The organism is Pseudomonas fluorescens group sp. PF-1 (assembly GCF_054481335.1).
Genome location: NZ_JBTMNG010000002.1, coordinates 2,272,656 through 2,291,753, shown reverse-complemented (window position 1 = coordinate 2,291,753; position 19,098 = coordinate 2,272,656). Strand labels below are relative to the sequence as shown.

Here is a 19,098-nt window from a genome sequence, read left to right as displayed (position 1 = left end):
GCCAGGCACATCGGAATCCATGCATGATCGACTATGCTTGAGCAGCGAAGGGAAACGGAAGTGGTTCAACACCCCATGGACATTAAATTCACCAACCGACTGTCTTACAAACAGGCGCGGCTTACCGTGCTGGTCGGTTTCATTCTGGGCATGCTGCTCAGCCTGCTGCAAATAGGCATCGATTATGCCAGTGAAGACGCTTCCATCAACCGCGAAATACAGTCTTTACTGGAAATCAGCCACAACCCCGCGTCCCGCATCGCCTATAACATCGATGCCGAACTGGCTCAGGAACTGACACTGGGCCTGCTGCGCTCACCCGCGATCATCGGCGCGAAACTGACGGACAACAACGGCAACGTGCTGGCCAACGTCAAACGCCCGGGCTTGCAAAGCGGCTATCGGGTGCTCAGCGACTTCCTGTTTGGTGCCGATCGCCAGTTTGAAGACCGCTTGTATCTGGATCACTTGCCGAACGAATCCCTTGGCACGCTGCAACTGGACGTCGACACTTACTCCTTCGGCTACCGTTTCCTGCGTCGGGCCGAGGTGACCCTGCTTAACGGCTTCGCCCGCAGTCTGATCCTGTCGGGCATCCTGCTGGCACTGTTCTACGTGATGCTGACCAAACCATTGGTGCGCCTGATCCACGAACTCAGTGGCCGCGATTCGCGCAGTATGGAGCCGACGTCACTGGAATGTCCGGCGGGGCACGCCGACGATGAAATCGGCGTGCTGGTGAAAGTGGCCAACCAGCAGTTTGAAAATGTCGCCACCGAAATCCAGCAGCGGCGCAACGCCGAAAACCGCCTGACCGACTATCTCGGCCAATTGGAAAACATCGTCTCGGCCCGCACGGCGGAACTCAAGGCGATCAATGCGCGGCTCAGCCAGTCCAACCAGGAACTGGAAACCGCTCGCAGCACAGCCCTGGACATGGCTGAAGCACGCTCGGCGTTCCTGGCCAACATGAGTCATGAAATTCGCACGCCCCTCAATGGCCTGCTGGGGATGATCGCGCTGTCCCTCGATGGCCCGCTGAATCCCGAGCAACAGCAACAACTGTCCATCGCCCATGACTCGGGCAAGGTTCTGGTGGAGTTGCTCAACGATATCCTTGATCTGTCGAAGTTCGATGCCGGTCAGCTGGAACTCGAACACATCCCGTTCGACCTCGCCTCGCTGATCGAAGACACCGCCAACCTGCTGTCGCAGAACGCCGCGCCGAGTGTCGAACTGACCTGCCTGATCGAACCGCAGTTTCCGGCGCTGGTGCTCGGCGATCCGACCCGGGTCAGGCAAATCGTCAGCAACCTGCTGTCCAACGCGCTCAAATTCACCCGATTCGGTCGGGTCGATGTACGTCTGTCGTCCTTCGATGGCGGCGTCAGAATCGAAGTCTGCGATACGGGCATCGGTATCCCGCAGGACGCACAGGTCAAGATTTTCCAGCCGTTCACTCAAGCCGGTGCCGGCATCACCCGGCAATTTGGTGGCACCGGGCTGGGGCTGGCCCTGACCTACAATCTCTGCGAAGCCATGCAGGGCCGCCTCACCATCAGTTCGGAAGCGGGTTTCGGCAGCCAGTTCTGCGCAGAATTGCCACTCCCCCGTCACACCCGGGCACTCGCCATCCCGGCGCTGCAAGGCAGAGTGGTTGCAATCACTGCAGCCAGCAGCGGTTTGGCGGAATTGCTCGGCAGCTTGTTGCCAGGATGGGGGCTTGAATATCATCAGTGCGCCATCGATGCCCCATTGACCGGATTGGCGCCCGATGTGCTGATTACCGATTGCCCCGAATGCCTGTTCAACCTGCGTCCCACTTTCACCGCGCCAATTTTGCTGGTGACCGCTTACGGCAGTTTCATGCCCAGCGATCAGGTCAGCGCCCTCGCCCCCCTGCAACAACAGGCACGCCCCTTGGCACGCAACGCACTGCACCAGACCTTACGAAGAATCCTTCAACCGGATACCGGCATCGTCAATGCCCCCCATATCGACACCCACTCACCGCAACGACGCGGACGGGTGCTGCTGGTTGAAGACAACCCGGTCAACCAACTGGTGGCCAAAGGCATGCTCGGGAAACTCGGCTGCGATGTCACCGTCGCTGCCCACGGTGCCGAGGCGCTGGATCAGCTGGAGTACAAGGAATTCGATCTGGTGCTGATGGACTGCAACATGCCGGTGATGGATGGCTATGAAGCCAGCCGGCAAATCCGCCGCAGCGGACGCTGGCCACAACTTCCCATCGTCGCTCTGACCGCCAATGCCATGTCCGAGGAACGCGAACGATGTCGTGCTGCCGGTATGAGCGACTACCTGGCCAAACCCTTCAGCCGGGAAGAACTGGCTGCCCTGCTCGACGTGTGGATCCCCCTTACGACAGAGTCTTGATTTGCCCCAACAGATGATCGAGGCCATCGCGCAGCTGATTCAATCCACCCAGATCCACACCGCTGTCGCAAAGCAGGCGAGCCTTCAGTGGCCCGACCCGATCGCGCAACGCCAGACCGGTTGGCGACAGGCTCAGGTGCACCTCACGCTCATCCCGCGCCGAGCGCTGACGCTGCACAAGTTGCAACTGTTCCAGGCGCTTGAGCAGTGGAGTCAGCGTGCCCGAATCCAGGGCCAGGCGTTCACCCAGCGCCTTGACCGTCGGCTGTTCGGGTGCTTTTTCCTGCCATTCCCACAACACCAGCATGACCAGGTATTGCGGATAAGTCAGACCCAACTGATCGAGCATCGGCTTGTAAGCACGAATCACTGCACGGGAAGCGGCGTATAGCTTGAAGCAGAGCTGGCTGTCGAGATTCAGCGAATCGACTGACAGGCTGTTCATTTGAGCAAGGCTTCAATCTCGCGGCTCAGGTCCTGCGGCTTGGTCGCCGGGGCGAAACGCTTGACCAACTGGCCGTCCTTGCCGATCAGGAATTTGGTGAAATTCCACTTGATGCCCTGTGACCCGAGCACGCCCGGCGCGCGCTTTTTCAACTGGACGAACAGTGGGTGAGCACCGGCACCGTTGACGTCGATTTTCTTGAACAGCGGAAAACTCACGCCGTAGTTGAGCTCGCAGAACTCGCTGATCGCTCCTTCGCTGCCCGGCTCCTGCTTGCCGAATTGATTGCAGGGAAAGCCCAGCACGACCAGGCCTTGATCCTTGTAGGTCTGCCACAGCTCTTCAAGGCCTTTGTACTGAGGCGTGAAACCGCACTTGCTCGCGGTATTGACCACCAGCACGGCTTTACCGGCGAAATCCGCCAAGGTCTTTTGCTCGCCCTTGATGGTGGTGCAAGGGATGCTCAGCAGGTTATCGCTCATGTTCGAGGTACCGATTGAAGGGAAGTGAACATAAAGTAGCGAGCAATTGAATTGCGTGCAATTTAATTAATCAATCGACGCTGCTCGTTCGGTAGAACCCGAACCTGCAGGCACTGGCTTGTCAGCGCCTGCAGGGCATCCCCACGCCCCGGTTCAGTCTCGAGGGACGAGGTCCAGGCACACCGAGTTGATGCAATAACGCAGGCCGGTCGGTGGCGGGCCATCTGGAAATACGTGTCCCAGGTGCGCATCGCATCTGGCGCAGACCACTTCAGTGCGGATCATGCCGTGGCTGACATCACGAATCTCGATCATGGCGCTGTCGGCGATCGGTGCGTAGAAGCTTGGCCAACCGCAGCCGGAATCGAATTTGGTCCTGGAGTCGAACAGCGGTTCGTTGCAGCAGATGCAGTGGTAGACACCGTCGGTCCTGGTGTCGTTGTACTTGCCGGAGAACGGGCGCTCGGTGCCCTTGAGCCGGCATACGTTGTACTGCTCCGGATCGAGCATGGCTTTCCATTCTTCCAGGGGTTTTTCCAACTTTTCCATCGTCACACCTCAGCAGCTGAAAAAGCCCGATCTGTATCTTTTCCACGGATCGGGCGGCACGTATGATTGCGCCTCGTCAAACGCCAGTCTGGCAGCCAGACCACGCGCATTCAAACGGATTTATGGGTGCTGCCTCTCAAGGCTTCAGACCTGTGATTACGCAGGATTCCCAGTACGGTTGGTCATTCGCCGCCTGGATCGTTCATTTTCGGGAACACATCGCCATGCAGGTCAGCAAATCGAACAAGCTCGCCAACGTCTGCTACGACATTCGCGGCCCAGTGCTCAAGCACGCCAAACGCCTGGAAGAGGAAGGCCATCGCATCCTCAAGCTGAACATCGGCAACCCGGCGCCCTTTGGTTTCGAAGCGCCGGACGAAATCCTCCAGGACGTCATCCGCAACCTGCCCACCGCCCAGGGTTACAGCGATTCCAAAGGCCTGTTCAGCGCACGCAAGGCCGTCATGCAGTACTACCAACAGAAGCAGGTGGAAGGTGTCGGCATTGAAGACATCTATCTGGGCAACGGCGTTTCCGAACTGATCGTGATGTCGATGCAGGCCCTGCTCAACAATGGTGACGAAGTGCTGGTCCCGGCGCCGGACTACCCGCTGTGGACCGCCGCGGTCAGCCTGTCGGGCGGAAGCCCGGTGCACTATCTGTGCGACGAGCAGGCCAACTGGTGGCCGGACCTGGCCGATATCAAGGCCAAGATCACCCCGAATACCAAGGCGCTAGTGATCATCAACCCGAATAACCCCACCGGTGCGGTGTATTCGAAAGAAGTGCTGCTGGGCATGCTGGAACTGGCGCGCCAGCATAATTTGGTGGTGTTCTCCGACGAGATCTACGACAAGATCCTTTACGACGACGCCGTGCATATCTGCACGGCTTCCCTGGCGCCAGACCTGCTGTGCCTGACCTTCAACGGTCTGTCCAAGTCCTATCGGGTGGCCGGTTTCCGTTCCGGCTGGATCGCCATATCCGGCCCCAAACACCATGCCCAGAGCTACATCGAAGGCATCGATATGCTGGCCAACATGCGCCTGTGCGCCAACGTGCCGAGCCAGCATGCGATCCAGACCGCACTGGGGGGATATCAGAGCATCAACGATCTGGTGTTGCCGCCAGGACGCCTGCTGGAGCAGCGCAACCGCACCTGGGAACTGCTCAACGACATTCCGGGCGTGAGCTGCGTCAAGCCGATGGGCGCGTTGTATGCGTTCCCGCGCATCGATCCGAAAGTCTGCCCGATTCACAACGACGAGAAATTCGTCCTCGACCTGCTGCTCTCCGAGAAGCTGCTGGTGGTGCAAGGCACGGCCTTCAACTGGCCATGGCCTGACCATTTCCGCGTTGTCACCCTGCCGCGCGTGGATGATCTGGACATGGCCATCGGGCGCATTGGCAACTTCCTGAAGTCCTATCGCCAATAAGCGGATTTTCACCGTGCGACGCCCTGGCGGGTCGCACGGTGATTCATTCAGCAACATATGTTTGCATCCTGCGGCTCACCGACGTATCAACCCCACACCTGTACCCACTTGCCGGCCCACGACTAGCGGCGACGGGGTTCGGGGCGTCCAATGGCCTACAAACTCTTCCTGCCGAAACCTCGGAAATGCCCTTCAAGCAGCTAAGCTGTTGCCGTAAGACACAGTTTGAAATAGTCACTTGGTTGAATACCCCGGTGCAGCACCTTATATACCCCGCAGTACGCTACATCTTTAGCAAAAGGAGATTTCTACAACCATGATGCGCATCCTGCTGTTTTTGGCCACTAACCTGGCGGTCGTGCTGATTGCCAGCATCACCCTGAGCCTTTTCGGCTTCAACGGGTTCATGGCGGCCAACGGGGTTGATCTCAACCTCAATCAGCTGCTGATTTTCTGTGCGGTCTTTGGTTTCGCCGGTTCCCTGTTCTCGCTGTTCATCTCCAAGTGGATGGCGAAGATGAGCACCAGCACCCAGATCATTACCCAGCCACGCACTCGTCACGAACAATGGCTACTGCAAACCGTCGAGCAATTGTCCCGCGAAGCCGGGATCAAGATGCCCGAAGTCGGGATTTTCCCAGCCTACGAAGCGAACGCCTTCGCCACCGGCTGGAACAAGAACGACGCACTGGTCGCGGTCAGCCAGGGTTTGCTCGAACGATTCTCGCCCGATGAAGTGAAAGCCGTACTGGCCCACGAAATCGGCCACGTGGCCAATGGCGACATGGTCACGCTGGCACTGATCCAGGGCGTGGTGAACACCTTCGTAATGTTCTTCGCACGGATTATCGGTAACTTCGTCGACAAGGTGATCTTCAAGAACGAAGAAGGTCAGGGCATCGCCTACTACGTGGCGACCATCTTCGCCGAACTGGTGCTGGGTATCCTCGCCAGCGCCATCGTCATGTGGTTCTCGCGCAAACGCGAGTTCCGCGCCGACGAAGCCGGTGCACAACTTGCCGGTACGGCTGCGATGATCGGCGCCCTGCAACGCTTGCGTGCGGAACAGGGGCTGCCCGTGCACATGCCGGACACCCTGAACGCTTTCGGCATCAACGGTGGCATCAAACAGGGCTTCGCCCGCATGTTCATGAGCCACCCGCCGCTGGAAGAGCGTATCGATGCGCTGGCTCGTCGCCGGGGCTAAGAGACTCCGTGGCAAACAAGAAGGCCCGCAGTGATGCGGGCCTTTTTTGGGTCTTCACGGATTACCGGGTGGACACCCGATACACCCGCTCCTCAAGCCGGGTAACCCCCGCCTCCAGAAATTTCCCGCTCTCGCTCAGCACATCCTGATCCTCCAGGATTTTTAGCGACCATGCCTGGCCAAACAATCGCTGCACTTCGTCATCCAGCACGGCAAACGGTGGGCCGTCCATTTGAGCCTGGTCATAATCGAGGGTGATCAAAAGCCCATGGCAATCCTTGGGCAGGATCCGCTTCAAATGCGTGGCATATTGCTCGCGCATTGATGGTGGTAGCGCAATCAATGCGGCCCGGTCATAAAGCGCAGAGCAATCAGCCACATCGCCGGCTGTCAGCTCGAAGAAGTCACCGCACCAAAGCTCGATGGAGCCTGCCCGATAAACCTTGAACGGCCCCTGCTCGCTCACCGCAGGGTCAAAGTGATGCTCGCTGAAAAAGTCCTCGATGGCTTTTTCCGATAGTTCGACGCCCAGAACCTCGTGCCCCTGATGAGCGAGCCACAACACATCCAGACTCTTCCCACACAAGGGCACCAGAACGCGACTGCCCTCTTCCAGGCCCAACGCTGGCCAGAACCGTTGAAGATAAGGATTCACTTGCGGCAAGTGAAAGCCGATCTGATTCGACGCCCACTTCTTGTGCCAAAACTCCGGCTGCATAAGTAACCCCAAAAATTCGATCAAAACACCCTAAAACTTATATTAGATTTAGATCAATGATCTGACTGAAGATGGTGCCATCTTAACTCTCCGGAGCTCGTTCATGTTCCCCAGCCTTTACATATCCCATGGTTCCCCGATGCTCGCCCTGGAACCCGGTGCCAGCGGGCCTGCCCTGGCTCGCCTGGCGGCCGAGTTGCCGAAACCCAAAGCCATCGTGATTGTTTCCGCGCACTGGGAAAGCAATGAACTGTTGGTCAGCGGTCATCCACGACCTGATACCTGGCATGATTTCGGCGGTTTCCCTAAAGCCTTGTTTGAAGTCGAGTACCCGGCACCCGGCGATCCACAGCTGGCAGCCGAGGTCGTCGAACTGTTGAAGGCCAGCAACCTTCCCGCCCGCATCGATTCCAACCGACCTTTCGATCATGGTGTTTGGGTTCCGCTGTCCTTGATGTATCCGCAGGCGGACATCCCGATTGTTCAGGTTTCACTGCCAACCCGTGGCGGCCCTGCCCTGCAGGCCCACGTCGGACAGGCGCTGAGCAGCCTGCGCCAGCACGGCGTACTGCTGATCGGCTCCGGCAGCATCACCCATAACCTGCGAGAACTGGATTGGCATGCCGGCCCTGAGAGCGTGGAGCCTTGGGCACAGGCGTTCCGGGACTGGATGGTCGAAAAGCTTGCGGCCAACGACGAGGCAGCCCTGAACGATTATCGCCAACGGGCACCCAATGCCGTGCGCAATCATCCCAGCGATGAACACCTGCTGCCGCTGTACTTTGCCCGCGCGGCCGGGGGGGATTTCAGCATCGCCCACCAAGGATTCACTATGGGTGCACTGGGCATGGACATCTATCGTTTCGGCTGACCGGTACACCAAGTCGCCCTGCCATCCGGACAAAAAAAATCCCCGAACCAGTCGGGGATTTTTTATGTGCGATCAATCAGCCCGAAAGCGGATCAATCTTCGCGGTAGCGACGCAGCTTCAACTGCTTACCGGCAACGCGAGTGTCCTTCAGCTTGGTCAGCAGACGCTCCAGACCATCTTCCGGCAGCTCAACGAGGCTGAAGCTGTCACGCACCTGGATGCGACCGATGGCTTCACGAGCCAGGCCACCTTCATTGAGGATGGCGCCCAGCAGGTTCTTGGCCGCGATGCCATCACGCGCGCCCAGCGCGGTACGGCAACGAGCACGACCTTCGGCCAGAGGCATTGGTGCGCGACGCTCGCGGTCACCACGCTCAGGACGATCACCGGAACGCTCTGGACGATCGCCACGCGGTGCGTTGTTCGGCACCAGTGGACGCTCCTTCTCGATAGCGGCCAGGTTCAGCGCTTGACCGTTGGTAGCCTTGCGCAGCAGGGCTGCGGCCAAGGCACGCGGGCTGCAACCGATATCGGCAGTCAGGCGATCCAGCAGTTCACCATGGGTCGATTCAGCTTCAGCCACCAGCGGCGACAGGCTGTTGGTCAGTTTCTTGATGCGCGCATCCAGAACGGCTTGAGCGTCCGGCAGGCGAACTTCGGCAACTTTCTGACCGGTTACACGCTCGATGACCTGCAGCATGCGGCGCTCACGTGGAGTCACCAGCAACAGCGCACGACCTTCGCGACCGGCACGGCCGGTACGGCCGATACGGTGAACGTAGGACTCTGGATCGTACGGCATGTCAACGTTGAACACGTGAGTGATGCGCGGAACGTCCAGGCCACGAGCAGCAACGTCGGTCGCCACAACGATGTCCAGACGGCCATCCTTGAGGGAGTCGATCACGCGCTCGCGCTGGTTCTGGGCAATGTCACCGTTCAGCGCAGCGGCTTTGTAGCCTTTGGCTTCCAGGGCACTGGCCAGGTCCAGGGTCGCTTGTTTGGTACGCACGAACATGATCAGCGCATCGAAATCTTCCACTTCCAGCAAGCTGAGAACGGCAGAAGTCTTCTGGTCAGCGTGAACCAACAGGTGAGCCTGTTCGATCGCGGTAACGGTCTGGGTCTTGGTCTGGATCTTCACGTGTTGCGGATCGCGCAGGTGGCGTTCGGCAATGGCACGGATCGATTGCGGCAAGGTGGCCGAGAACAATACGGTCTGACGGGTTGCAGGCAGAGCCTTGAAGATAACTTCCAGGTCGTCCATGAAGCCCAGCTTGAGCATTTCGTCGGCTTCGTCGAGAACCAGATGGTTCACGGTCGCCAGTACTTTTTCGTCACGACGCAGGTGGTCGCACAGACGGCCCGGAGTGGCGACAACGATCTGTGCGCCATTACGGATTGCTTTCAGCTGTGGGCCCATCGGCGCACCGCCGTAGACAGCCACAACAGTCACGCCCGGCATTTGCTTGGCGTAGGTTTCGAAAGCGGTTGCAACTTGTAGCGCCAACTCACGAGTTGGGGCCAGGATCAGGGCTTGCGGCTCGCGCTTTGCAGGATCGATGCGATGCAGGATCGGCAGGGCGAACGCGGCGGTTTTACCCGTACCGGTTTGCGCCTGACCAATCATGTCGTGACCGGCCATGATGATCGGGATCGATTGCTGCTGAATAGCCGATGGCTCTTCGTAGCCAGTCGCGGTGACGGCTGCAAGAATATTCGGATTAAGATTAAAAGCGGCGAAGCCGCCGGTTTCCTGGGTCATGGGTCTGCCTCTAAGTGCATCCGCAAAGACCCATGCTCCAAAGCTGCGCGTGCCGTGTTGAGACTCAAGAGTCGCCCTGGCAGCTTTGTCGGCGGGGATTTGCGAAAACGAATGAATGAAAAGAATCGTCAAGGAAGAGTCCGCGATGCGGACGTGCAGCCGAAGCTGACTTCGGGGAATTGCTCTACCTAAACGCGGCCCGGCTAAAGGCCGGCGCGCACTATACCGGAATTTGCTGAAAAAGGGAGCTTTTTTTATCGAAAAACTCCTGTGCACGGCGTTCTGTCACAGGCTTTGCGGATAATCAGGCGAGCGTCTATTTTTCAAAGGCCCGGCCATGCGGGCGCTGGCGCTAAAACGGTTCATCTTGAACAGGCAGACCGTCGGTCTGACTCCCCTTCCCGCCCGAGGAAATGCACCATGAAAGAGCTCAACACCAGCCGCGTGAGCCGTGAAAAGCGTGGTCATGTCCTGATGATCGGCCTGGATCGGGTCGCCAAACGCAACGCCTTCGATCTCGACTTGCTCAACGAATTGAGCCTGGCGTACGGCGAGTTCGAGGCTGACACCGAAGCGCGGGTGGCGGTGGTCTTCGGTCATGGCGAGCATTTCACCGCCGGACTGGACCTGGTCAATGCCAGCGCCACGTTGACCGAAGGCTGGCAGGCACCGCCCGGCGGCTGTGATCCGTGGGGCGTGTTCGCCGGTCCGAGGGTCAACAAACCGGTGATTGTCGCCGCTCAGGGCTACTGCCTGACGATTGGCATCGAGTTGATGCTGGCCGCCGATATCAACCTGTGCGCCAGCAACACCCGTTTTGCGCAAATGGAAGTGCAACGCGGCATTTTCCCCTTTGGAGGCGCCACCCTGCGCCTGCATCAAGTCGCCGGCTGGGGGAACGCGATGCGCTGGATGCTGACCGGGGATGAGTTCGATGCCCATGATGCCTTGCACCTGGGGCTGGTGCAGGAAGTCATGGCCAGCGAGGATTTGCTGCCACGGGCAATCGAGCTGGCCGAGCGAATTGCCCGGCAGGCGCCACTCGGGGTTCAGGCGACATTGATGTCGGCCCGGCAGGCGCGTTATGAAGGGGAAACGGTGGCCGCGCAAGGGTTGCCGGCGCTGGTGAAGAAGCTGATGAGCAGCGAGGATGCCCGGGAGGGTGTTTTGTCGTTGGTGGAGCGGCGTCCCGGAGTCTTCAAAGGCATGTGAAATGTGTGTTGGCCTCCATGACCTCATCGCGAGCAAGCTCGCGATGAGGTCCGCACAGACAACAATCAGCTCGCCGGACGAATTGCCTTGATCAACGGCTGCAACGAATACCCCAACCGCGGCGCCAGCCCTTCGGCCCGCGCGATCAGGCCGTCCATGTCCAGTTGCTGATCCAGCTCCGAAGGCACGATCAGGATCACATTGCCTTCTTTCACCGGCAATTCCCAGTAATGCCGATGGTAGAGCCCGCGCAGCAACGCGGCACCCAATGGTTTGCCATCATCGGTAGCCCATTGATTGATCACCAGCCAGCCGCCCGGATTCAGGCGTTTCTGGCAGTTTTCCAGGAAAGTCCAGGCCAGGTGTCCGACTCCGGGACCGACATCGGTATACAAGTCGACAAAAATCAGGTCCGCCGGCTCCGCAGTGTCGAGCAACTCCAGCGCATCCCCCACGCGGATGTACAGGCGCGGATCGTCATCGAGCCCGAGGTATTCGATGGCCAGGCGCGGCACGTCAGGGCGCAACTCGATGGCTTCGACGTCCTCTAGCGGCAGGAACTTGAGGCACGCCTGGGTCAGCGTCCCGGCACCGAGGCCCAGAAACAATGCACTTTCCGGCTGCTCGTGGCACAGCGCACCGATCAGCATGGCCCGGGTGTAGTCATATTCGAGCCAGCTCGGATCGGCCGTGAAGACGCAGCTTTGTTCGATGGCATCACCGAATTCGAGAAAGCGGTAATCGGCCACTTCCAGCACGCGAATCACGCCAAATTCGTCCTGCACCTCGGCGAGCAGATGCTCGACGCGCTCCTCAGTCATTTCGTCTCCTGATCGTCACCGGGCCCGGCAACGCAATAACACCGCCAACAGGGTGGGGCAAAGGCGCGATTGTCCGCGAAGCGACGGGAACAGGTCACGCACTAATTGCTGATAACATGGCTGTCCGAGCGTAAAACATTAGAGACTGCGATGAGCCAACCCTGGAGCCCTGACAGCTGGCGCGCCCTGCCGATCCAGCAACAACCCCTATACCCCGACGCGGCGCATTTGCTGCAAGTCGAGCAAACCCTGTCCAGCTATCCGCCGCTGGTGTTTGCCGGTGAAGCCCGGGAGTTGCGCCGTCAGTTTGCCGAAGTGACCCAGGGCCGGGCGTTTCTGTTGCAGGGCGGCGACTGCGCCGAAAGCTTCGCCGAGTTCTCCGCCGCGAAAATCCGCGACACCTTCAAGGTGCTGCTGCAAATGGCGATTGTCATGACCTTTGCCGCCGGCTGCCCGGTGGTCAAGGTCGGGCGCATGGCCGGGCAATTCGCCAAGCCGCGCTCGGCCAACGACGAAACCATCGACGGCGTGACCCTGCCCGCCTACCGTGGCGACATCGTCAACGGCATCGGCTTCGATGAAAAAAGCCGCGTACCGGACCCGGAGCGCCTGCTGCAGTCCTACCACCAGTCCACCGCCACCCTGAACCTGCTGCGCGCCTTTGCCCAGGGCGGCTTTGCCGATCTGCATCAGGTACACAAGTGGAACCTGGACTTCATCGCCAACTCGGCCCTGGCGGAAAAATACAGCCACCTGGCCGACCGCATCGATGAAACCCTGGCCTTCATGCGCGCCTGCGGCATGGACAGTTCGCCGCAACTGCGCGAGACCAGTTTTTTCACCGCCCACGAAGCGCTACTGCTGAACTACGAAGAAGCCTTCGTGCGTCGCGACAGCCTGACCAACGACTACTACGACTGCTCGGCGCACATGCTGTGGATCGGCGACCGCACCCGTCAGCTCGACGGTGCCCATGTCGAGTTCCTGCGCGGGGTGAACAACCCGATCGGGGTCAAGGTCGGTCCGAGCATGAACCCTGAAGACCTGATTCGCCTGATCGATGTGCTCAACCCGGACAACGATCCAGGCCGCCTGAACCTGATTGCGCGCATGGGCGCGAACAAGGTCGGCGATCACTTGCCGCAGCTCATCCGCGCCGTACAGCGTGAAGGCAAGCAAGTGCTGTGGAGTTGCGACCCGATGCACGGCAACACCATCAAGGCCAGCAGCGGCTACAAGACCCGTGACTTCGCGCAGATTCTTGGCGAAGTGAAGCAGTTCTTCCAGGTGCACGAAGCCGAGGGCAGCTACGCCGGCGGCATCCACATCGAGATGACCGGGCAGAACGTCACCGAATGCATCGGCGGTGCGCGGCCGATTACCGAAGACGGCTTGTCGGATCGTTACCACACCCATTGCGACCCGCGGATGAATGCCGATCAGTCGCTGGAGTTGGCGTTTTTGATAGCAGAGACTTTGAAGCAGGTTCGGCGCTAACTCGCATCGCCCCCATCGCTGGCAAGCCAGCTCCCACAGGATTTACGTCGTTGGGCAATAATGTGCACGACGCAACCTCTGTGGGAGCTGGCTTGCCAGCGATGCCCTCAGATCAAACCCCGCAAATGCTGGCCAAGGCCACCCGCAACCTGTCCGCACTCGCCCGCGGACAATTCAACTGAACCTGCGCCAGCCCCAACCATTGCGCCATCTGTCGCAGATTGGCCGCCAACGCCAGCATCCCTTCGTCATCCAGACCCGGTTCTTCCTCATGCACCGCGTGCACCGCCAGTCGACCGACCGCCCGTTCGGCGCGCAGATCAACCCGCGCGGCAATCCGTTCGTTGTGCAGGAACGGCAGGACGTAATAGCCGTAAATTCGCTTGTCCTGCGGCGTATAGATCTCCAGCCGATAGCGAAAGTCGAACAGGCGTTCGGTACGACTGCGTTCCCAGATCAGTGAATCGAAAGGTGAAAGCAAGGCACTGGCCTCGACCTTGCGCGGTACCTTGGGCTCAGGCAGGCAATAGGCCAGTTGGCGCCAGCCCTGGACTTCGCAGGTGAGCAACTCACCGGCCTCAACCAACTCCGCCAGACGTGGACGGCTATCAGCGGGATTCAGGCGAAAGTAGTCGCGCAGATCCTTTTCCGTGCCGACGCCCAATGCTGTCATGGCATGCAACAGCAATCCGCGCTGGGCTTGCGCCTCATCAACCCGTGGCTGCGAAAGAATCGCCGAGGGAATCACCCGCTCCGGCAAATCATAGAGCCGTTCAAACCCACGCCGGCCGGCCACGGTCACTTCACCGGTGGCGAACAACCATTCCAATGCATGCTTTTCCGCACTCCAGTCCCACCACGGCCCCGCCCGCTCCTGGCGGGTCGACAGACTTCCGGCCCCCAGCGCGCCCTGCGCCTCGACAGAGGCCAGAACCCGACGGATGACGTCCTGCTGCTCACGACCAAAACGCGCCAGTTGTTGATAAATGTCTTCGCCACGACTCGCTCGCTGCATGCGCCAGCGCAGCAACGGGTACATCGACAGGGGCAGTAAAGAGGCCTCGTGGCCCCAGTATTCGAACAATGTTCGACGCCGGCCCTGACTCCAGGCAGCCTGGTCGAGCACGTCGCAAGTGTAGTTTCCAAGGCGGGAAAACAGCGGAAGGTAGTGCGAACGCACCAAGGCATTGACTGAGTCGATCTGCAGAACGCCCAGTCGCTCGATCAGGCGGTTGAGCTGAAGCGGCTTGATCGTCGCTGGCGGCTGACGCCCGTTGAACCCTTGGGCAGCCAGCGCCAGACGCCGAGCCTGTTTGAGGGTAAAGGACAACGTTGCGGGCATGAGCATCTCCTTGTCTGCTCGCAACCTACCTCACCGGTAAGTGGTTTGTGTAGCGTGGCACTCATCATTTATGCATCGGGTCTTTCCAGAATGGCTGGACCGACTCGAATTCGACATCCGCACGACTCATGCCGATATCTTTCAGCGCTTCATCGCTCAGACTCGCCAGCAGTTCGCGCTCCTTGTGCAGCTCGTACCAGCGACTGAATTTGTGCAGCAGATCGGATACCAGGTGGATCGAGTGCTTTTCTACCGCTGGGTATTCATGTTGACCTTTCATCTTGTTGCCCTCCGTTTTGGATAGCTCCAGTCTCGCGCCAGGACTAAGATCAATCCAACGAATGTTTCTGATGTCACATATCTCGGAGATTGATGAATGTCCGCCTACCCGAGCATCGACACCGAAGTGCTGCGCACCTTCGTCGCCATCGCCGACCAAGGCGGCTTTACCCGCGCCGGAGAGTTGGTCAACCGCACCCAGTCGGCCGTGAGCATGCAGATGAAGCGGCTGGAAGAAGATGTATTGCAGCGCCAGCTGTTCCAGCGCGACGGCCGGCAGGTTCGGCTGACGGCGGAAGGCCAGGTATTGCTCGGGTACGCCCGGCGCATCCTCAAGCTGCACAGCGAAGTCTTCAACACCTTGCGCGAACCGCACATGGTCGGCACGGTACGGATCGGCACACCGGACGATTACGTGATGCGTTTTCTGCCGGGGATACTGCGCCGGTTTGCCCAGTCCTATCCGCTGATCCAGATCGAAGTGCACTGCGAGTCGTCCAAACAATTGCTGATGCGCCAGGACCTCGACCTGTCCATCGTGACTCGCGAACCGGGCAGCGAGATCGGTCAGCTACTGCGCAAGGAACGCTTGGTCTGGGCCGAGGCGCAATGCTACAGCGCCCACGAGCAGACGCCGCTGCCACTGGCGATGTTCAACAGTGATTGCTTCTGCCGCCTGTGGGCCTGTAACGCCCTCGATGTCATGGGCCGCGATTATCGCGTGGCGTACAACAGCGACAGCCTGTCGGCGATCATGGCAGTGGTCAGCGCCGGTCTGGCCGTGACCGCGCAACTGGAAAGCCTGATCACCGCAGACATGCGCATCCTCGGTGAGGCCGAAGACCTGCCGAGCCTGCCCGAGGCCAGCATCATGCTGGTGCGCAACCTGCACAACCCGTCCCCGATAACCGAATGCCTGGCCGACCACATCGTCGAAGGCTTCAAACCTTAAAGGCGAGCATCACCGCGCAGCACACCAGGAAGCCGCAGAACAATCCGCGCAGCAACCGCTCGGGCATGGCGTGGGCGACCCTCACCCCCCAACTGATGCTCATCAGGCCACCGAGCGCCAGTGGCACGCCAATCATCCAGTGCACCTGATGGTGTACGGCATAGGTGACCAGCGTGACGCCGGTGCTTGGCAATGCCAGCGCCAGCGACAAGCCCTGCGCCACCACTTGCGTGGTACCGAACAGACTGGTCAATACCGGCGTAGCCACGACCGCCCCGCCTACACCAAACAACCCGCCCATGGTTCCGGACGCCGCGCCGAGCACACCCAGCCACGGCCACGAATAATTCATCTGCGCCGAGGCCGGTGCGCTGGCGGTGAACATGCGCACCAGGTTGTAGGCCGACAGAGCGACCAGAAACGCGACAAAGCCAATCCGCATGATCTGCGCATCAATGCCCACGGCCCAAATCGAACCGATCCAGGCGAAACAGAACCCCATCGAAGCCAACGGCAACGCGTGGCGCAACTCGATGCGGTTGCGTTGGTGATAACGCCACAGTGCCAGCATCACATTCGGCACGACCATCACCAACGCCGTCCCTTGGGCAATCTGCTGATCGAGACCGCACAACACGCCCAGCAAGGGAATGGCAATCAAGCCTCCGCCGATGCCGAAAATCCCGCCAAGGGTTCCCAGGGCTGCGCCGAAGACCAGATACATCAGAAACTCAATCACAGCCGTTTTTCCCTTTGGGTGAGGCGATTCATCCTACGCAGTTGGTTCTGGCTCGGAAACGCACAGCAACGCACAATGGCTATGCCAATTTCGCACAAGCATTGACCACACATGAATCCGAATCAATTGACTGATCAACTGGGCCTGTTTCTGGACGTGCTGGAAACCGGGAGCTTTTCTGCGGCGTCCCGCCGTCATCCGCTGACGCCTTCGGCGGTGGCCCGGCGCATCGATAGCCTGGAAAGCGCCGTAGGCAGTCAGTTATTCATACGCAGCACCCACGCGGTGCGCGCCACGCCGGCGGGGCTGGCCTTTGCAGAACGCGCACGGCGGATCGTCGCAGAGTTACGCCTGGCCAGGGCGGAAGCCGTATCCCTCAGCAGCGCGCCGGAAGGTTTGATTCGGGTCGATGCGCCGGCCGCGTTCGGTCGCCGGCATCTGGCCCCGGTGATCGCCGATTTCTTGATGCTTTATCCCGGCCTCGATGTGCAATTGCACCTGATTGACAGTTTTGTCGACATGCAAGGTTTGAATCTGGGCAAGGTCGATCTGGTACTGCGTGCCGGGCAGATGGCCGACACCCGGCTGGTGGCCACGCCGCTGGCGAGCATGATGCGCATCGCCTGCGCCAGTCCCGACTATTTGCAGCGCCGGGGCGTACCCACCGATCCGGCTCAGTTGATTGATCATGACGGCCTCGATTGGGATGGCCTGGCTCCCCCCTTCGCTTGGCGATTCGAGCGAGACGGCCAAATGCAATTGCACCGCCCTTCCCGGGTGCGCATGAGCGCCAACAATGCCGAGGCGCTGGTCTGCGGTGCATTGGCCGGATTGGGTATTGCGCATTTGCCGACCTGGCTGGCCAGTGAATACCTGCTGCGTGGCGAACTGTTGCCCTTGTTCTGTGAGAGCGGCCTGCCGAAACCCGAGAGCTCCGGGATCTATGCCTTGCGCCTGGAACAGCAACCCAATTCCCGCAGCCGCTTGCTGCTGGAATACCTGAAAAGCCGTTTCAGCCCGATACCGCCGTGGGACCTGGTGCTGCAAACCCACCTGGGCCGCCACTAGTCGAGAATTGTCTGGCGCATTAAAGATTCGCCCGCTAGATTCTGAAGATCACTGATCAAGGCTTTGACATGACCACCGAGCGCGACACCCCGGACACCTGCGACGACCTGCTGCTGGACAATCAGGCCTGCTTCGCCCTGCACTCCACTTCACTGATGATGACCAAGGTCTACAAACCTTTGCTCCAGGCGTTGGGCCTGACCTATCCGCAGTACCTGGCGATGTTGGTGCTGTGGGAACAGGACGGTTTGACCGTAGGCGAAATCAGCGCACGCTTGCTGACCGATCCTGGCTCGCTCACGCCGCTGCTCAAACGCCTGGAGACCGAAGGCCTGCTCAGTCGCACCCGCAGCCGTGAAGATGAGCGCGTGGTGATCGTGGAACTCACCGCCAAGGGCCGCGCCTTGCGCGACCAGGCCCGTGACATCCCCCAATGCATCCTCGGTGCGAGCGGCATGACGCTGGAGCGACTGCAGACACTGCAAGCGGAGCTGCAAGCGCTGCGTCATCACCTGCAGGAAAGCCTGATTTGAATCCGCATCACCCGTTTGTGTAAACCTGAATCCTTTGGGAGCGGGGCTTGCCCGCGATTGCGGTATGTCAGAGCCATTGATGTCGACTGACAGGACGCTATCGCGGGCAAGCCCCGCTCCCACAAGAATCGCCTGCGTATTTGAAATCCCGGCCGCATAAATTTTTTTGCGACCCGCCTTTCCCCCTCCCGCGCCTCTAAATCAAGCCTTCCAGCCAATTCGGTCGCATCGACGCGATCCCTGGATAGACTTTTCTTAAAAACTTATATTGCGCGCTAAATATTTGCGCGATACATTCATTTCGCACTTACTTAGCGCGCAAATATTTAGCGCAAACAACCCAACCCGAACGAGGCTTTCACCATGCAAACTCTCTACACCGCAATCGCAACTTCCACTGGTGGCCGTGATGGTCGTGCGGTTTCCAGTGACAACATCCTCGACGTCAAACTCGCCACCCCGAAAGAACTCGGCGGTGCGGGCGGCGCAGCAACTAACCCTGAGCAATTGTTCGCAGCCGGCTACTCCGCCTGCTTCATCGGCGCTCTGAAATTCGTCGCCAGCCAGACCAAACGCAGCATCCCGAACGACGCATCGATCACCGCCCACGTCGGTATCGGTCAGATCCCTGGCGGCTTCGGTCTGGACATCGACTTGCATATCAGCCTGCCGGGCCTTGAACAGGCCGACGCGCAATCCCTGGTCGACGCGGCCCACCAGGTCTGCCCGTACTCCAACGCCACCCGCGGCAACGTCGATGTGCGCCTGCACGTCACCGTCTAAC

General features: G+C 59.7%; 19 protein-coding genes. 10 read left to right on the top strand and 9 right to left on the bottom strand.

Annotation, left to right across the window (positions count from 1 at the left end):
• Nucleotides 1-75 precede the first annotated feature (75 nt).
• A complete protein-coding gene (locus ACX3YD_RS25395) occupies nt 76-2,397 on the top strand; it encodes a hybrid sensor histidine kinase/response regulator (RefSeq protein WP_458961329.1) in 2,322 nt (773 codons plus the stop codon).
• On the opposite strand, the gene ACX3YD_RS25390 is transcribed toward ACX3YD_RS25395, so the two are convergent.
• From ACX3YD_RS25390 to msrB, 3 genes are all read right to left on the bottom strand, one after another.
• Nucleotides 2,381-2,842: a MarR family winged helix-turn-helix transcriptional regulator gene (locus ACX3YD_RS25390; RefSeq protein ID WP_103405333.1), complete on the bottom strand. Its 462-nt coding sequence runs from the start codon at nt 2,840-2,842 to the stop codon at nt 2,381-2,383. The two genes, ACX3YD_RS25395 and ACX3YD_RS25390, sit on opposite strands and share 17 nt — an antisense overlap.
• Nucleotides 2,839-3,324 (bottom strand): glutathione peroxidase, encoded by a 486-nt coding sequence (locus ACX3YD_RS25385; protein WP_103405332.1) that lies wholly within the window; start codon nt 3,322-3,324, stop codon nt 2,839-2,841. Before ACX3YD_RS25385 ends, ACX3YD_RS25390 begins: the two co-directional genes overlap by 4 nt.
• A gap of 153 nt (nt 3,325-3,477) precedes the next feature.
• On the bottom strand, nt 3,478-3,873 hold the full coding sequence (msrB, locus tag ACX3YD_RS25380; protein WP_458961328.1) for a peptide-methionine (R)-S-oxide reductase MsrB: 396 nt from the start codon (nt 3,871-3,873) through the stop codon (nt 3,478-3,480).
• A gap of 224 nt (nt 3,874-4,097) precedes the next feature.
• Here msrB and ACX3YD_RS25375 point away from each other — a divergent pair, with 224 nt between their 5' ends.
• Entirely contained in the window at nt 4,098-5,309 is a 1,212-nt protein-coding gene (locus ACX3YD_RS25375; RefSeq protein WP_047538412.1) for a pyridoxal phosphate-dependent aminotransferase, read from the top strand.
• Between the two features lie 316 nt (nt 5,310-5,625).
• Nucleotides 5,626-6,516 carry a protease HtpX gene (gene htpX, locus ACX3YD_RS25370; RefSeq protein WP_047527200.1) on the top strand — a complete coding sequence of 297 codons (891 nt, stop codon included), beginning with the start codon at nt 5,626-5,628 and terminating at the stop codon, nt 6,514-6,516.
• 61 nt (nt 6,517-6,577) lie between these two features.
• On the opposite strand, the gene ACX3YD_RS25365 is transcribed toward htpX, so the two are convergent.
• Complete coding sequence (locus ACX3YD_RS25365; RefSeq protein ID WP_090468085.1) at nt 6,578-7,234, bottom strand: thiopurine S-methyltransferase; 657 nt, start codon at nt 7,232-7,234, stop codon at nt 6,578-6,580.
• A gap of 103 nt (nt 7,235-7,337) precedes the next feature.
• Here ACX3YD_RS25365 and ACX3YD_RS25360 point away from each other — a divergent pair, with 103 nt between their 5' ends.
• Nucleotides 7,338-8,105 (top strand): DODA-type extradiol aromatic ring-opening family dioxygenase, encoded by a 768-nt coding sequence (locus tag ACX3YD_RS25360; RefSeq protein ID WP_103405331.1) that lies wholly within the window; start codon nt 7,338-7,340, stop codon nt 8,103-8,105.
• A gap of 92 nt (nt 8,106-8,197) precedes the next feature.
• Here ACX3YD_RS25360 and ACX3YD_RS25355 read toward each other — a convergent pair whose 3' ends face one another.
• Nucleotides 8,198-9,871 (bottom strand): DEAD/DEAH box helicase, encoded by a 1,674-nt coding sequence (locus ACX3YD_RS25355; protein WP_047527197.1) that lies wholly within the window; start codon nt 9,869-9,871, stop codon nt 8,198-8,200.
• Nucleotides 9,872-10,291: 420 nt separating this feature from the next.
• Between ACX3YD_RS25355 and ACX3YD_RS25350 the strand changes: the two genes are divergently transcribed.
• Nucleotides 10,292-11,083, top strand: a complete 792-nt coding sequence (locus ACX3YD_RS25350; RefSeq protein ID WP_047527195.1) for a crotonase/enoyl-CoA hydratase family protein — start codon at nt 10,292-10,294, stop codon at nt 11,081-11,083.
• Nucleotides 11,084-11,148: 65 nt separating this feature from the next.
• On the opposite strand, the gene ACX3YD_RS25345 is transcribed toward ACX3YD_RS25350, so the two are convergent.
• Nucleotides 11,149-11,904 carry a spermidine synthase gene (locus ACX3YD_RS25345; RefSeq protein ID WP_047527193.1) on the bottom strand — a complete coding sequence of 252 codons (756 nt, stop codon included), beginning with the start codon at nt 11,902-11,904 and terminating at the stop codon, nt 11,149-11,151.
• 150 nt (nt 11,905-12,054) lie between these two features.
• On the opposite strand from ACX3YD_RS25345, the gene ACX3YD_RS25340 reads away from it, so the two are divergent.
• Nucleotides 12,055-13,401, top strand: coding sequence for a class II 3-deoxy-7-phosphoheptulonate synthase (locus tag ACX3YD_RS25340; protein WP_103405330.1), 1,347 nt, complete (start codon nt 12,055-12,057; stop codon nt 13,399-13,401).
• Nucleotides 13,402-13,513: 112 nt separating this feature from the next.
• Here the strand turns inward: ACX3YD_RS25340 and ACX3YD_RS25335 are convergent, their stop codons facing one another.
• A complete protein-coding gene (locus tag ACX3YD_RS25335) occupies nt 13,514-14,743 on the bottom strand; it encodes a winged helix-turn-helix domain-containing protein (protein WP_458961327.1) in 1,230 nt (409 codons plus the stop codon).
• A gap of 64 nt (nt 14,744-14,807) precedes the next feature.
• Complete coding sequence (locus ACX3YD_RS25330; protein ID WP_103405328.1) at nt 14,808-15,023, bottom strand: DUF1127 domain-containing protein; 216 nt, start codon at nt 15,021-15,023, stop codon at nt 14,808-14,810.
• Nucleotides 15,024-15,119: 96 nt separating this feature from the next.
• Between ACX3YD_RS25330 and ACX3YD_RS25325 the strand changes: the two genes are divergently transcribed.
• Nucleotides 15,120-15,974: a LysR substrate-binding domain-containing protein gene (locus tag ACX3YD_RS25325; RefSeq protein WP_103405327.1), complete on the top strand. Its 855-nt coding sequence runs from the start codon at nt 15,120-15,122 to the stop codon at nt 15,972-15,974.
• Here the strand turns inward: ACX3YD_RS25325 and ACX3YD_RS25320 are convergent.
• Nucleotides 15,964-16,713 (bottom strand): sulfite exporter TauE/SafE family protein, encoded by a 750-nt coding sequence (locus ACX3YD_RS25320; RefSeq protein WP_458961326.1) that lies wholly within the window; start codon nt 16,711-16,713, stop codon nt 15,964-15,966. The genes ACX3YD_RS25325 and ACX3YD_RS25320 overlap by 11 nt on opposite strands.
• A gap of 111 nt (nt 16,714-16,824) precedes the next feature.
• Between ACX3YD_RS25320 and ACX3YD_RS25315 the strand changes: the two genes are divergently transcribed.
• The 3 genes from ACX3YD_RS25315 to ACX3YD_RS25305 all read left to right on the top strand — a co-directional run bounded on the left by ACX3YD_RS25315 (nt 16,825) and on the right by ACX3YD_RS25305 (nt 19,097).
• On the top strand, nt 16,825-17,781 hold the full coding sequence (locus ACX3YD_RS25315; protein WP_047527182.1) for a LysR family transcriptional regulator: 957 nt from the start codon (nt 16,825-16,827) through the stop codon (nt 17,779-17,781).
• A 68-nt stretch (nt 17,782-17,849) separates the two neighbouring features.
• On the top strand, nt 17,850-18,314 hold the full coding sequence (locus ACX3YD_RS25310) for a MarR family winged helix-turn-helix transcriptional regulator (RefSeq protein WP_103405325.1): 465 nt from the start codon (nt 17,850-17,852) through the stop codon (nt 18,312-18,314).
• 363 nt (nt 18,315-18,677) lie between these two features.
• Nucleotides 18,678-19,097: an organic hydroperoxide resistance protein gene (locus tag ACX3YD_RS25305; RefSeq protein ID WP_047527178.1), complete on the top strand. Its 420-nt coding sequence runs from the start codon at nt 18,678-18,680 to the stop codon at nt 19,095-19,097.
• Nucleotide 19,098: the final 1 nt, after the last annotated feature.